Below are 13852 nucleotides of genomic sequence, written 5' to 3'. Positions count from 1 at the left end.
GGCCGCGGCCCCGCCCCCCGGGAGAGCGGCCCGCACGGATCCCGGGACGCGGTACGGCACCCCGACTGGCCCGCCGCTCGTGCCGCCGCCGCCCGTGCCGGGGCCGAACGGCGTTCCGGACCCGTAGCCGTACCCCTGGACGCGGCCCTCGGCCACCGTCTCGCCGCGCCCCTGACCGCGCTCACCGACCTGCCGGCGTTCGACACCTCGGCCATGGACGGCTGGGCCGTCTCCGGGCCCGGCCCGTGGGAGCCGGTCGGTCCCGGGAACGGCGCGCGGGACACCGGGAACGCCGCGAGCACGGCCCCTGCCACGGCCAACGGCATCCTGGCCGGCGACGACCGCCCGGCCCCGCTCCCGGACGGCCACGCCGTCCGCATCGCCACGGGCGCCCGTATCCCGCCCGGCACCACCGCCGTGCTGCGCTCGGAGTACGGCGAGGTCCGCGACCGGCGACTGCGTGCGAACGCCGCGCCCCAGCACGGTGCGGACATCCGTCCGCGCGGCCAGGAGTGCCGGGTGGGCGACCACCTGCTGCCCGGCGGTACGCCGGTCACCCCGGCCGTGCTGGGCCTGGCCGCCGCCGCGGGCTGGGACGAGCTGCCGGTCCTGCGCCGCCCCCGCGTCGAAGTCCTGGTACTGGGGGACGAGTTGCTGACCTCCGGCATCCCCTCCGGCGGCCGGGTCCGCGACGCGCTCGGTCCGATGACCGGCCCCTGGCTGGCGGCCATGGGCGCCGAGGTCACCGCGACCCGCCGTCTCGGTGACGACGCGGAAGCGCTCTGCGCCGCGCTGGAGGGGACCGCCGCCGACCTCGTCGTCACCACCGGCGGTACGGCCTCGGGCCCCGTCGACCACGTCCACCCGGCCCTGCGCCGCCTGGGGGCGGAGCTGCTGGTCGACGGAGTGCGCGTACGGCCCGGTCACCCGATGCTGCTGGCGCGGCTGCCCTCGGGGGCGCATCTGGTCGGGCTGCCCGGCAACCCGCTGGCGGCCGTGTCCGGGCTGCTGACCCTCGCCGAACCACTGCTGCGGGCCGCCACCGTCGCCGTTCCGCCCGGCACGCGGCCCGGCGGGCCGCTCACCGAGCCGTCCGCCGCGGACGCCGCCCTGCCCGCCGCCGCCCTGCCCGCCGCCGCCCTGCCCGCCGCCGCCCTCCTCGGCGAGGCCCAGGGTCACCCCCGTGACACACGGCTGGTCCCGGTCGTGCAGGATGGCGGTGGCGTGCGGCCGCTGCGGTTCAGCGGTCCCGCGATGCTCCGCGGTATCGCGGCGGCCACCGCTCTGGCGGTCGTGCCGCCAGGCGGCGCCGCCACCGGCACCGGCGTACACCTCCTGAGACTTCCGTGGGCGTGACGGCATGAACCACACCTCGCCCGAGGAGCTGCAGCACTTCGTGCAGCTCCCCGAGCCCGCGGCCGGGCCGCTGCGGCAGGTGCTGCGGCGGCTGCTGGCCGCGCTGGCCGTCCTGCTGGTGACGGTGTTCCTGGTCTACCTCGAACGCGAGGGCTACAGCGACAACGCCGACGGCGAGGTCTCGCTGCTGGACTGCTTCTACTACACCACCGTCAGTCTCTCCACGACCGGCTACGGCGACATCGCCCCGGTCAGCGACAGCGCCCGGCTGGTCAACGTACTGGTCATCACCCCGCTGCGCGTCCTGTTCCTGATCATCCTGATCGGCACCACCCTGGAGGTGCTGGCCGAACGGACCCGCCAGCAGTTCCGCCTGGCCCGCTGGAGGTCCTCCTTGCGCGACCACACTGTCATCATCGGCTTCGGCACGAAGGGCCGCTCCGCGGCCGAGACGCTCATCTCCACCGGGGTTCCCCGGGAGCAGATCGTGATAATCGACCCGAGCCGCAAGGTCGTCGAGGCGGCGAACGCCGACGGCTACACCGGCGTCATCGGCGACGCGACCCGCAGCGACGTCCTGCTGAAGGCGGAGGTGCAGCGGGCGGCCCAGGTGGTCATCTCCACCCAGCGCGACGACACCGCGGTCCTGGTGACGCTCACGGCCCGCCAGCTCAACCGCAACCTGCGCATCGTCGCGGCGGTGCGCGAGGAGGAGAACGCGCCGCTGCTGCGGCAGTCCGGCGCCGATTCCGTGATCACCAGCGCCAGCGCCGCCGGACGCCTGCTCGGCATGTCCATGCTTAGTCCGAGCGCGGGTGCGGTCATGGAGGACCTGATCCACCAGGGCACGGGCCTGAACCTCACCGAGCGCCCGGTCACCAAGGCCGAGGCCGGCGGCTCCCCGCGCGAGTGCAGGGACCTCGTGGTCTCCGTGGTGCGCGGCCACCGGGTGCTGGGCTACGACGACCCGGACGCGGCCGTTCTGGAGCTGACCGACCGCCTCGTCGTCATCCGCCGCGCCACCCCGTCCACCACCGTCATGCCCTCGGAGACCCCGCGGAGGTAGCGTCACCCCATGTACGCGATCACCATCACCGAACCCGGTGGCCCCGACGTCCTCGCCTGGACGGAGGTGGACGACCCCGTACCCGGCGACGGCGAGGTCCTGGTCGAGGTGGCGGCCGGCGCCGTCAACCGCGCCGACCTCCTCCAGCGGCAGGGCTTCTACGATCCGCCCCCGGGCGCCTCGCCCTACCCCGGGCTGGAGTGCGCGGGGCGGATCGCCGGGCTGGGGCCGGGCGTGGGCGGCTGGAAGCCCGGCGACCGGGTGTGCGCGCTGCTCGCCGGCGGCGGGTACGCGGAGAAGGTCGCCGTGCCGCACGGCCAGCTCCTGCCGCTGCCCGACACCCCCGACGGCCCGCTCGACCCGGTCGCCGCCGCGGCCCTCCCCGAGGTCGTGTGCACGGTCTGGTCGAACGTCTTCATGCACGCGAGGCTGCGCCCCGGCGAGACTCTGCTGGTCCACGGCGGGGCCAGCGGTATCGGCACCATGGCGATCCAGCTCGCCAAGGCCGTCGGCGCGCGGGTGGCGGCCACCGCGGGCAGCCGTAAGAAGCTGGAGCGCTGCGCGGAACTGGGCGCGGACGTCCTGATCGACTACCGCGAGCAGGACTTCACCGAGGAGGTCCGGGTGGCCACCGGCGGGCGCGGCGCGGACGTGGTCCTCGACATCATCGGGGCCAAGTACCTGGAGCGGAACGTGAAGGCGCTCGCCCGCGGCGGCCGGATCGTCGTCATCGGCCTCCAGGGCGGGGTCAGGGGGGAGCTGAACCTGGGCGCGCTGCTCGCCAGGTGCGGTACGGTCTCGGCCACCTCGCTGCGCGGTCGTCCGCTGGAGGAGAAGGCGGAGATCGTCGCGGCGGTGCGCGAGCACGTCTGGCCGCTGATCGCCGCCGGGCGGGTCCGCCCCGTCGTGGACCGCACGGTGCCGATGAGTAATGCCTCCCGGGCCCACCGGGTACTCGAGGAGAGCGAACACGTGGGCAAGGTCGTCCTCACCGTCTGAGACGGGGGGCGGGCCGCCGGGCCGGGATGCCGGGCCCGCGCGTTCGTGTGATCCTTGTTGCACCACTGGATGCCTGGTACGGGAGGGGGCGTAGCGGTGAGGGAAGCCGCGATCACCCTGCTGGCCTGCGCGATGGTGCTCGTCCCGGCACCCGTCGCCCTGGCCTCCCAGCAGTCCGCGGCCGTGGCGGCCGTTCCCGGCGGCGCGCGGGACGGAGTGGAGCCCGGGGCGGAGAGTTCGAGCAGACCCTCCTCGTCCCCCACCGCTTCCCCGGAGGAACCGGAGGAACCAGAGGACGAGGAGAGCGGGAAACCCGGCGGACCGCGGGAGCCCGACGACCCGGAGAAGACGGAACGCCCTCCGCGGTTCAGCCTGCCGCCGTGGCCGCCGGACGGACCCTCCCCCGGCCCGGACCCGTCGCCCACGCCCACACTCACGCCCGATCCCACCTCCGGCGATCCCTCCGGTGAACCGTCCGGTACGGCCCCCGGCGGGGCCGGCGCCGGGGAGAGCGCCCCGGCCGGCTCCGCCGGGCCGCCGGGCACGTCGGTGCGGACCACTGTCCCGCAGGGGCGGACAGGGCAGATCGTCGACCGGCGGGCCGGTACCGGCGAGCACTACGACGACTACGTGTACGACGACGGCCGGGGCGGCCAGGAGCGCGCCCGCCGGCGTGCGATGCCCGCCACCGGCGGACAGCTCCTCCCGGTGCTGCCGCTCGGCGCGGGGCTGACCTTCCTGGGCCTGGGCCTGGCCTCGCTCGCCCTGCGGCTGCGGCGCTGAGGCGGGCGGCACCGCCCCCCGGGGGGATCACTCGACGCCTGCCCGGGCGGGCATTGCAGAATGGGGGTATGAATCAGCCGATGAACGAACGCTCGCAGGAGAGCCGGCACGTCCTGGTCGTGGGGCCGGACGGGATGGCCCTCGGCAGCACCGCCGCTCCCGGAGGCGGGGAGGGCGGATCCGACGACGAGCCGCGTGAGATCCCCGTGACGGAGATGGTCGAGCAGCCCGCGAAGGTCATGCGGATCGGCAGCATGATCAAGCAGCTTCTGGAGGAGGTCAAGTCGGCCCCCCTGGACGAGGCCAGCCGCGCCCGGCTCAAGGAGATCCACGCCAGCTCGGTCAAGGAGCTTGAGGACGGCCTGGCGCCCGAGCTGATCGAGGAGCTGGAACGGATCTCGCTGCCGTTCACCGACGACGCGGTGCCCACCGACGCCGAGCTGCGGATCGCCCAGGCCCAGCTCGTGGGTTGGCTGGAGGGGTTGTTCCACGGAATCCAGACGGCGCTGTTCGCCCAGCAGATGGCGGCCCGCGCCCAGCTGGAGCAGATGCGTCGCGCGCTTCCGGCAGGCGTGATGCCCGACGAGGAGGGCGACGGGCGCGGCGGCCAGATCCGCTCCGGCGGCCCCTACCTCTGAGACACCCGCTCCGGGCCCCTGCCCCCGAGCCCTGTCTTTGAGCGGCCCGGATCCCACACGCGAGAGGGACCGGCACACGGATCGCGTGCCGGTCCCTCTCGCGTGTGCCGCCGTCAGCTTGCCGGGTAGCCGGTGGAGATGGTCAGCGTGACCTTGTCCTTCTTGGGGTCGAAGCCCTCGTAGGTCCCCGGGGACTGCCTGAGGACGGTGTTCTTCCCGTACAGGTTGTCGTCCTCGTACTCGACCTCGTCCAGGATCCAGCCCGCCTCGCGGATGCACTCCTTCACCGAGTCCAGGTGCTTGAACGTCAGGTCGGGCATGCTCGTCCTGCCCTTGTCGAAGAGGCTCTCCGACGCCTCCGTGCACTTGGCCGGGGCGATGGTCTTCGAGGCGTCCTCGTCCTTGAAGCCGCCGTCATCCCTGTTATCCCCGTCGTCGTCACCGCCCTCGTCACCGCCCTCGTCACCGCCCTCGTCGGTGTCCGTGCCGTCGCCGTCGGTCTCCCGGCCGCCGGAGTCGCCCCCGCCGGTGCCCGCGGGCTGCTCCACCGTGCGGGCGGGCCCCGGGGTCTCGCCCGCACGCGGGTCCTCACCGCCACCGCCGTTGAGCGCCACCGCGATGATCACGGCGGCGACGGCGATGATCGCCGCGACCGCGGAGCCGACGATCACCCCGGTGTTCCTTCCGCCGCCGGAGGGCTGGTGCGAGCCCTGGGGCGAGACGGTGTACGGCGGCGTCGGGATGCCGCCCTGAGGGCCGTACGGGCCCGGAGCCGGCGTGGAGTAGCCCTGCCCGCCCGGCCCCGCGGCCCCGACCGGCCGTCGGCGCGTAAGTACGGCTGGTACGGCTGCTGAACGCTCGGCGGCTGCGGGGTGCCCTGGACGTCCACCGGCGGGAAGACCGACTGGGAGACGGCCGCGCCGCTGTTGGGTCCGGGTGCGCCGCCGGCGATCAGCGGGGTGGCGCCGGAGGCGACCACCGAGTCGCGGACGCGCTCGCACTCCCGGCGCATCGACTCGGCCGTCGGAAACCGCTCGCCGGGGTTCTTCCGCAGCGCCCGCGCGACCAGCGCGGCCAGCACCTCGGGGACGACCGTCAGCGCCTTGTCGCCCGGCATCGTCCCGAGCCGGGCCACTCCTCGTCGAGGACGGTGCGCAGCGGCTTGCCCTCGACGTACTCCATGACGATGTAGGGCACCGTCGCGCCGTCGGTCTCGTCCTCGCCGGAGTCGAAGACCGAGACGATGTTGGTGTGGGTCAGCTTGGCGACCGCCTGCGCCTCGCGGCGGAAGCGCTCCCGGAACGACTGTTCGCGGCCCAGCTCGGTGTGGAGGGTCTTGACCGCCACCTGGCGGTCGAGCACCGTGTCGTAGGCCAGGTGCACCGACGCCATGCCGCCCTGGCCCAGCAGATCGCGCGGCTGGTAGCGCCCGCCGCCGACCGTACGCCCCCGGTACGCGGCCCGCGCGCCGTCGTCATTCATCCGACTGCTTCCCCCTCGGCGCCGCAGGACGGCCCTCTCGCCGGGCCTGCGCGTGTACGGTTGCTCCGCGTGGTGCCCGTTGTGCCGCCGGCCGGACTTCGAAACGCCGGGCGGGACACCGGTCCGCCCCTGGACCCCGCCCGTTGCTCCAGGCAGAGTCCGCCCCATCGGCCGGACACGTCAAGGCGCTTGCCCGTTCCGTGACCCGGCGCGCGTATACGCGTCACACGCGCTCGCGGGGGCGCCCGACATCGTAACTTGCCAGTTGGAGGCCCGAGCGGGTTGGATGGTCCGTTGCTGCCCCCAGCGCTCTCGGTACCACGTCCCGCGCCGCTCTCTTCGCCTTCACCGAGGGGCACGGCCCCCGGACACTGTTAGCGTGCACAAGGAGCAGAGCGTATGGATCCGCGGCTCGCGGACCTGATCTACGGCGAGGACTGATGGCACAGACACAAGCCGCCGGAGGGCCTTCGGAGCCCGACGAGACTGCTGGTGGGGTGTCCGATTCGCCCGAGTCGTGGGGCAGCGGCGGTGTGGTGGGCGACGGGCGCTACCGCCTGACGCACCGGCTCGGCCGCGGCGGCATGGCGGAGGTGTTCGCCGCCGAGGACGTACGCCTGGGGCGCACCGTCGCCGTCAAGCTGCTGCGCGCGGACCTCGCCGAGGATCCGATCTCCAAGGCCCGTTTCACACGCGAGGCGCAGTCCGTCGCCGGTCTCAACCACCACGCGGTGGTGGCCGTCTACGACTCCGGCGAGGACGTGGTCGGCGGCAACACCGTGCCGTACATCGTCATGGAGCTGGTCGAGGGCCGCACGATCCGCGACCTCCTCCTCAATGCCGACGCACCGCCGCCCGAGCAGGCGCTGATCATCATCTCCGGGGTGCTGGAGGCGCTCGCCTACAGCCACCAGCACGGCATCGTGCACCGCGACATCAAGCCCGCCAACGTCATCATCACCGGCAACGGCGCGGTGAAGGTGATGGACTTCGGCATCGCCCGCGCCCTGCACGGCGCGTCCACCACCATGACCCAGACGGGCATGGTCATGGGTACCCCGCAGTACCTCTCCCCGGAGCAGGCGCTGGGCAGGACCGTGGACGCCCGCTCCGACCTGTACGCCACCGGCTGCATGCTCTACGAGCTGCTGGCGTTGCGCCCGCCGTTCACCGGCGAGACCCCGCTGTCGGTGGTCTACCAGCACGTCCAGGACGAGCCGGTGCAGCCCTCGCGGGTGAACGACTCGGTACCGCCGGAGCTGGACGGCCTGGTGATGCGGGCGCTGGCCAAGGACCCGGACGACCGTTTCCAGACCGCCGAGGAGATGCGCGGCCTGGTGCAGTACGCGCTGCGCATGCTCCAGGAGCAGGGCGGCCACACCGGCGGCTTGTGGAACACCGGCGCGGTGGTCTCCACCGGCGCCACGCCCGCCATGGGCACCCCGGGCTTCCACCAGGGCGGTGACACACCCTCCGCCACCCCCGCGGGCGGCTACGGTGACGACGCCGCGACCCGGGGCGGCCCGCCGCTGCTGATGGGCACCCCCGGCGGCGGATACGACGGCGGCTCGTACGGCGGCGGCGGATACGACACCGGCGGCCACGGTGACGGACGCCGGGGCGGCAGCGGCCTGAAGTACGGGCTGATCGCCTTCTTCTCCGTTCTCGCCATCGCAGTCGGCGTCTTCCTGGCCGTCAACGGCAACGAGGGCGGCCAGGAGCAGAAGGGCCCGGAGAAGACCTCCTCCACGCCCTCCCAGGGCGAGAGCTCCTCGGAGCCATCGCCCGAGGAAGAGGAGAGCGAGGATCCCGGGCAGGAGGACGACACCGAGCCCGGCGGCACGGGCGGCTGGCAGAACGGCGGCTGGAACACCGGCGGCTCCGGCGGCTGGCGGCCCAGCCCGGATCCCTCGCCCAGCGGCGAGCCCAGCGAGCCCGACGACGGCACCGACGAGGGCACGACCGAGGGCACCGACGAGGGTGTGACCGAGGGCACCGACGAGGGTGCGACCGAGGGCGGCGACGGCGGCGCCACCACCGAGGGCGCTACCGACGGTGGTACCGGCGGCGACACCGGCACCACCACCGGCGGTGCCGACACCACCACCGGAGGCACCACCGCCGGTGACCCGGCCGCGGCCGGGGGAGCGCCGGGCGGTCCCGGCGGCGGCTCCGGGGGCTGACCCGGCCCCGGCAGGACCCGGGCCCGTTCCGCGTCCGCCCGGCGGCCTCGGGTGGCTCCCGCCGCCCATACCATCTCCGCGCCCCGGAGCACAACGCGTCCGGGCGGTCTCTCTCGGTGATCTACGATCCCCGGCGTGCAGTCTCCCCACCTCTCCCGCGTCACCCTCGCCACGCTGGTGCGGCGCTTCGGCGCCGGGGAGCCGATCTCCTGCGAGCCGGTGGCCCAGGGGCTGCTGAACCGCGGCTACCGGCTGTCCACCACGCGGGGCCGGTTCTTCCTCAAGCACCACCTCGACGGGGATCCGCGCGACCCGGCCCGTATCGAGCAGCAGCACCGCGTCACCGTCCGCCTCGGCGACCTCGGGGTCCCGGTCGTACCGCCCGTCGAGGACGCCGCCGGGCGGACCGTCGCCGTGGTGGAGGACCGCTGTTACGCCCTCCACCCGTGGGTGGACGGCCGCCACCGCGACGGCGGCGAGCTCTCGCGCGGGCAGTCGCGCCGTCTGGGCGCGCTGCTGGGCCTGGTGCACGTACGGCTGGGGCAGGTCGCACCCGTGCCCGACGCCGAGTGCTCGGCCGAGCCCAGCGCTGATCCGGAGGTGACCTTCGGCCTCATCGACGAGCTGCTGGCCCGGGTGCGAACCCGGGTCCGGCGCGACTGCTTCGACGAGCTGGCCGACCACCGGCTGCGCGAACGCCGGACCCTGCTGGAACGTCACGCCCACCGCCGCCCGCCCGCCGGGGCCGAGCCGGTCGCCGGATGGGTGCACGGCGACTTCCATCCCCTCAACCTGCTCTACCGGGACCGGGCCCCCTGGGAGCCCGTCGCGATCGTGGACTGGGACCGGCTCGCCGTGCGGCCGCGCGCCGAGGAGGCGGTGCGGGCCGCCGTCATCTTCTTCCTGCGGCCCGGCGGGGACCTGGACCTGGCCAAGATCCGGTCCTACGCCCGCGCCTACCGCGCCGCCACCGGGGCCGGGGCGGACGAGATGTCCGCGGCCGTCCACCGGGTGTGGTGGGAGCGGCTCAACGACTTCTGGATGCTGCGCTGGCGCTACCAGCTGCGCGACCGCCGCACCGATCCGCAGTTCCCGGCGGCCTCCGCGCTGGTGGTGTGGTGGACCGGGCGCTACGAGGCGGTACGCGACGCCTTCTGTCTGTAGTTCCGTCTGTAGTCCTGCCCGCGGTCGTGCCCGTACTTCCGCCGGTGGGCGGCGTATGGGCGGTACGCGACTCCTGCGAGACCGTATACCCCTTCACCCTCCGTGTCCGTCTCACATACCGACAAGGCGCCATCTCGGCGTCACTTACCCACAGCTCTTCCCGTCACTTCGGTACCGGGATAACGTGCGTTTGTCCCAGGCGCTCGCGAGGCTGTGACCAGTGACGTTCCAGGCTTTTGCGGTTTACTTGGAAACCCAAGCAAAATTGCAGGTCAGGGACCCTTCGCGCATCTGCGGAGGTACTGGGTAACGTGCTGACAGCGGGCCGTCGAACGGGACACCTGTCACCGCTCGGTTCCGTCCGCGCCGCACCTACCCCGTGGGCCGTACGGATCCGGGCGAGCCTCTCCCTGCCACTGGCGGGGAACCCCCAGGCTTCCCGGCGACCCCGGGGGCCGGACAGACGGAGGAGCACAAGTGACCGTGGAGAGCACTGCCGCGCGCAGCAAGCCGCGCCGCAGCAGCGGAAAGCGCACCACGACGAGCGGGGCGAGGAAGCGTTCGCAGTCGGCCGCGCGCCCCGAGCTCGTACAACTGCTGACGCCGGAGGGCGAGCGGGTCGATCACCCGGACTACTCGCTGGACCTGGCTCCGGACGAGTTGCGCGGCCTGTACCGCGACATGGTTCTCACCCGCCGGTTCGACGCCGAGGCCACCGCGCTGCAGCGCCAGGGCGAGCTGGGCCTGTGGGCGTCGCTGCTGGGCCAGGAGGCCGCGCAGATCGGCTCGGGCCGGGCACTGCGGGACGACGACTACGTCTTCCCGACCTACCGCGAGCACGGTGTGGCCTGGTGCCGCGGGGTGGACCCGACCAACCTGCTGGGCATGTTCCGCGGCGTCAACAACGGCGGCTGGGACCCCAGCGGCAACAACTTCCACCTCTACACCATCGTCATCGGCTCGCAGGCGCTGCACGCCACGGGCTACGCGATGGGCGTGGCCAAGGACGGCGCGGACAGCGCGGTGATCGCCTACTTCGGCGACGGCGCGTCCAGCCAGGGCGACGTGGCCGAGGCGTTCACCTTCTCCGCGGTCTACAACGCGCCGGTGGTCTTCTTCTGCCAGAACAACCAGTGGGCGATCTCCGAGCCCACCGAGAAGCAGTCGCGCGTCCCGATCTACCAGCGCGCCGCGGGCTTCGGCTTCCCCGGCGTCCGGGTGGACGGCAACGACGTGCTGGCGGTGCTGGCCGTGACCCGGGCCGCCCTGGAGCGCGCCCGCGCCGGCGAGGGCCCGACCCTGGTCGAGGCGTTCACCTACCGGATGGGCGCCCACACCACCTCCGACGACCCCACCCGCTACCGCAAGGACGCCGAGCGTGAGGAGTGGGAGGCGAAGGACCCGATCCTGCGGCTGCGCACCTACCTGGAGAAGGAGGGCCTGATCGACGCCGACTGGCTCGCCGGGCTCGACCAGGACAGCGACGCGCTGGCGCTGCGGGTGCGCGAGGCCATCCGGACCATGCCGAACCCGGACACCATGGCCATCTTCGAGAACGTCTACGCCGACGGGCACGCGCTGGTGGACGAGGAGCGCGCCCAGTTCGCCGAGTACCTGGCGTCCTTCGCCGACGAGGAGGGCCGCTGAGATGGCCAACACCAGGATGCCCATGGCCAAGGCGCTCAACGAGTCGCTGCGCAAGGCCCTGGAGACCGACCCCAAGGTCCTGATCATGGGTGAGGACGTCGGCAAGCTCGGCGGCGTCTTCCGCATCACCGACGGACTGCAGAAGGACTTCGGCGAGGACCGGGTCATCGACACCCCGCTGGCCGAGTCCGGCATCGTCGGCACCGCGATCGGCATGGCCCTGCGCGGCTACCGGCCGGTGGTGGAGATCCAGTTCGACGGGTTCGTCTTCCCCGCCTACGACCAGATCGTCACCCAGCTGGCGAAGATGCACGCCCGCGCGCTGGGCAAGGTCAAGCTGCCGGTCGTCGTCCGCATCCCCTACGGGGGCGGCATCGGCGCGGTGGAGCACCACAGTGAGTCGCCCGAGGCGCTGTTCGCGCACGTGGCGGGTCTGAAGTGCGTCTCGCCGTCCAACGCCTCGGACGCGTACTGGATGATGCAGCAGGCGATCGCCTCCGACGACCCGGTGATCTTCTTCGAGCCCAAGCGCCGCTACTGGGACAAGGGCGAGGTCGACACCGAGGCCATCCCCGGACCGCTGCACGGTGCGGTCGTCGCCCGCCGGGGCGCCGACCTGACGCTGGCGGCCTACGGGCCGATGGTGAAGACCTGCCTGGAGGCCGCCGCGGCGGCCGAGGAGGAGGGCAGGTCGCTGGAGGTGCTGGACCTGCGGTCGATGTCCCCGGTCGACTTCGACGCGATCCAGGCGTCGGTGGAGAGGACTCGCCGCCTGGTGGTGGTCCACGAGGCGCCGGTCTTCCTGGGCACGGGTTCGGAGATCGCCGCCCGGATCACCGAGCGGTGCTTCTACCACCTGGAGGCGCCGGTGCTGCGGGTGGGCGGATTCCACTCGCCGTACCCGCCGGCCAGGCTGGAGGACGAGTACCTGCCGAACCTGGACCGGGTGCTCGATGCCGTCGACCGCGCGCTGGCGTACTGAGAGTAGAGGCTGAGGAGAGTCGTGACGATGACTGATACGGCTGCCGCCGGGGCCGCTGCCCAGCGCATCCGCGAGTTCAGGATGCCGGACGTGGGCGAGGGCCTGACCGAGGCCGAGATCCTCAAGTGGTACGTGGGACCCGGGGACACGGTGACCGACGGCCAGGTGGTGTGCGAGGTGGAGACGGCCAAGGCGGCCGTCGAGCTGCCCATCCCGTACAACGGCGTGGTGCACGAGCTGCGCTTCGAAGAGGGCGTCACGGTGGACGTGGGCACCCCGATCATCACGGTGGACACCGACCCGTCGGCCGGACCCGCCGAGACCGGCGGGGCACCCGCCGCCGAGCCCGCCGGGGCGGCGCCCGCCCCGGCCGAGCCGGAGGCGGAGCCCGAGGAGGGCGCCAAGCGCCAGCCGGTGCTGGTCGGCTACGGCGTCGGCACCGCCTCGACCAAGCGGCGTCCGCGCAAGCAGCGGCAGAACCACGTACGGGACGCGCGGGTCGCTGTCCGGGCGGATATGGACGCCACCACCACGCCCCCGGCCGTGGCGCCAGCCACCGAGGACCCGGTGAAGCCGGCCGCCGACCGCCCGCTGGCCAAGCCGCCGGTGCGCAAGCTCGCCAAGGACCTGGGCGTGGACCTGGCCGCGGTCACCCCGACCGGCCCGAACGGGATCATCACCCGCGAGGACGTCCACGCCGCCGCGGCCCCCGCGCCCTCGCACGAGGCCGCCGTGACCGGGGCCGCACCCGGGGCGGCCCCCGCCCCGGCCCCCGCCCCGGCTCCGGCCGTGTGGAGCACCGGCGAGCGCGAGCGCCGGGTGCCGATCAGGGGTGTGCGCAAGGCGACCGCCCAGGCGGTGGTCTCCAGCGCCTTCACCGCGCCGCACGTCACGGAGTTCGTCACCGTCGACGTCACTCGCACGATGAAGCTGGTGCAGGAGCTCAAGCAGGACCCGGACATGGCGGGTCTGCGGGTCAACCCGCTGCTGCTGGTGGCCAAGGCGCTCCTGGTCGCCGTCCGCCGCAACCCGGAGGTCAACGCCGCCTGGGACGAGGCCGGCCAGGAGATCGTCCACAAGGAGTACGTGAACCTGGGCATCGCCGCGGCCACCCCGCGCGGTCTGATCGTGCCGAACATCAAGGACGCGCACGCCAAGACCCTGCCGGAGCTGGCGCGGGCGCTGGGCGATCTGGTCGTCACCGCCAGGGAGGGGAAGACCTCCCCGTCGGACATGCAGGGCGGCACGGTCACGATCACCAACGTCGGCGTCTTCGGTGTCGACACCGGCACCCCGATCCTCAACCCCGGGGAGTCGGCGATCCTGGCCTTCGGCGCGGTAAAGCTCCAGCCGTGGGTCCACAAGGGCAAGGTCAAGCCGCGCCAGGTCACCACTCTGGCGCTCTCCTTCGACCACCGGCTGGTCGACGGCGAACTGGGTTCCAAGGTGCTGGCCGACATCGCGGCCGTCCTGGAACACCCCAAGCGCCTGATCACCTGGGCCTGAGGGTCCCAGGGGTCCTGACGGGCCGGCGGCACGCACCGTGCCGCCG

The 13852-nt window shown here is 73.4% G+C and carries 10 protein-coding genes and 1 pseudogene; 10 read left to right on the top strand and 1 reads right to left on the bottom strand.

What is annotated here, in order from left to right:
- The 5 genes from LJ221_RS10520 to LJ221_RS10500 all read left to right on the top strand — a co-directional run.
- Positions 1-1356 (top strand): molybdopterin molybdotransferase MoeA (locus LJ221_RS10520; RefSeq protein WP_241715665.1); only part of this gene is annotated, 1356 nt, incomplete at its 5' end.
- Between the two features lie 4 nt (positions 1357-1360).
- Positions 1361-2422 (top strand): TrkA family potassium uptake protein, encoded by a 1062-nt coding sequence (locus tag LJ221_RS10515; RefSeq protein ID WP_241715663.1) that lies wholly within the window; start codon positions 1361-1363, stop codon positions 2420-2422.
- A 9-nt stretch (positions 2423-2431) separates the two neighbouring features.
- Positions 2432-3421, top strand: a complete 990-nt coding sequence (locus tag LJ221_RS10510) for an NAD(P)H-quinone oxidoreductase (RefSeq protein ID WP_241715661.1) — start codon at positions 2432-2434, stop codon at positions 3419-3421.
- Between the two features lie 96 nt (positions 3422-3517).
- On the top strand, positions 3518-4204 hold the full coding sequence (locus LJ221_RS10505) for a hypothetical protein (protein WP_241715659.1): 687 nt from the start codon (positions 3518-3520) through the stop codon (positions 4202-4204).
- A gap of 68 nt (positions 4205-4272) precedes the next feature.
- Positions 4273-4842, top strand: a complete 570-nt coding sequence (locus LJ221_RS10500) for a bacterial proteasome activator family protein (protein ID WP_241715657.1) — start codon at positions 4273-4275, stop codon at positions 4840-4842.
- Between the two features lie 113 nt (positions 4843-4955).
- Here the strand turns inward: LJ221_RS10500 and LJ221_RS10495 are convergent.
- Positions 4956-6324: pseudogene (locus tag LJ221_RS10495) on the bottom strand (PASTA domain-containing protein).
- Positions 6325-6764: 440 nt separating this feature from the next.
- On the opposite strand from LJ221_RS10495, the gene LJ221_RS10490 reads away from it, so the two are divergent.
- The 5 genes from LJ221_RS10490 to LJ221_RS10470 all read left to right on the top strand — a co-directional run bounded on the left by LJ221_RS10490 (position 6765) and on the right by LJ221_RS10470 (position 13806).
- On the top strand, positions 6765-8507 hold the full coding sequence (locus LJ221_RS10490) for a protein kinase (RefSeq protein WP_241715655.1): 1743 nt from the start codon (positions 6765-6767) through the stop codon (positions 8505-8507).
- A 135-nt stretch (positions 8508-8642) separates the two neighbouring features.
- On the top strand, positions 8643-9671 hold the full coding sequence (locus LJ221_RS10485) for a phosphotransferase (protein WP_241715653.1): 1029 nt from the start codon (positions 8643-8645) through the stop codon (positions 9669-9671).
- A gap of 477 nt (positions 9672-10148) precedes the next feature.
- Positions 10149-11318: a pyruvate dehydrogenase (acetyl-transferring) E1 component subunit alpha gene (pdhA, locus tag LJ221_RS10480; RefSeq protein WP_241715651.1), complete on the top strand. Its 1170-nt coding sequence runs from the start codon at positions 10149-10151 to the stop codon at positions 11316-11318.
- 1 nt (position 11319) lies between these two features.
- Positions 11320-12300, top strand: coding sequence for an alpha-ketoacid dehydrogenase subunit beta (locus LJ221_RS10475; RefSeq protein WP_241715649.1), 981 nt, complete (start codon positions 11320-11322; stop codon positions 12298-12300).
- A gap of 27 nt (positions 12301-12327) precedes the next feature.
- A complete protein-coding gene (locus LJ221_RS10470) occupies positions 12328-13806 on the top strand; it encodes a dihydrolipoamide acetyltransferase family protein (protein ID WP_241715647.1) in 1479 nt (492 codons plus the stop codon).
- The last annotated feature ends 46 nt before the right edge of the window (positions 13807-13852 follow it).

The sequence above is a fragment of the Streptomyces sp. CNQ085 genome, from assembly GCF_022614595.1.
In the GTDB taxonomy this organism is placed as follows: domain Bacteria; phylum Actinomycetota; class Actinomycetes; order Streptomycetales; family Streptomycetaceae; genus Streptomyces.
Note: the sequence above shows the minus strand (reverse complement) of the source record. Positions and strands in the feature narration are given on the sequence as shown.

Bases quoted from the DNA above. Each gene is read 5' to 3' on its own strand.
- LJ221_RS10475 (WP_241715649.1), top strand. From the start codon at position 11,320: ATGGCCAACACCAGGATGCCCATGGCCAAGGCGCTCAACGAGTCGCTG.
- LJ221_RS10510 (WP_241715661.1), top strand. From the start codon at position 2,432: ATGTACGCGATCACCATCACCGAACCCGGTGGCCCCGACGTCCTCGCC.
- LJ221_RS10500 (WP_241715657.1), top strand. From the start codon at position 4,273: ATGAATCAGCCGATGAACGAACGCTCGCAGGAGAGCCGGCACGTCCTG.
- LJ221_RS10490 (WP_241715655.1), top strand. From the start codon at position 6,765: ATGGCACAGACACAAGCCGCCGGAGGGCCTTCGGAGCCCGACGAGACT.
- LJ221_RS10470 (WP_241715647.1), top strand. From the start codon at position 12,328: ATGACTGATACGGCTGCCGCCGGGGCCGCTGCCCAGCGCATCCGCGAG.
- LJ221_RS10515 (WP_241715663.1), top strand. From the start codon at position 1,361: ATGAACCACACCTCGCCCGAGGAGCTGCAGCACTTCGTGCAGCTCCCC.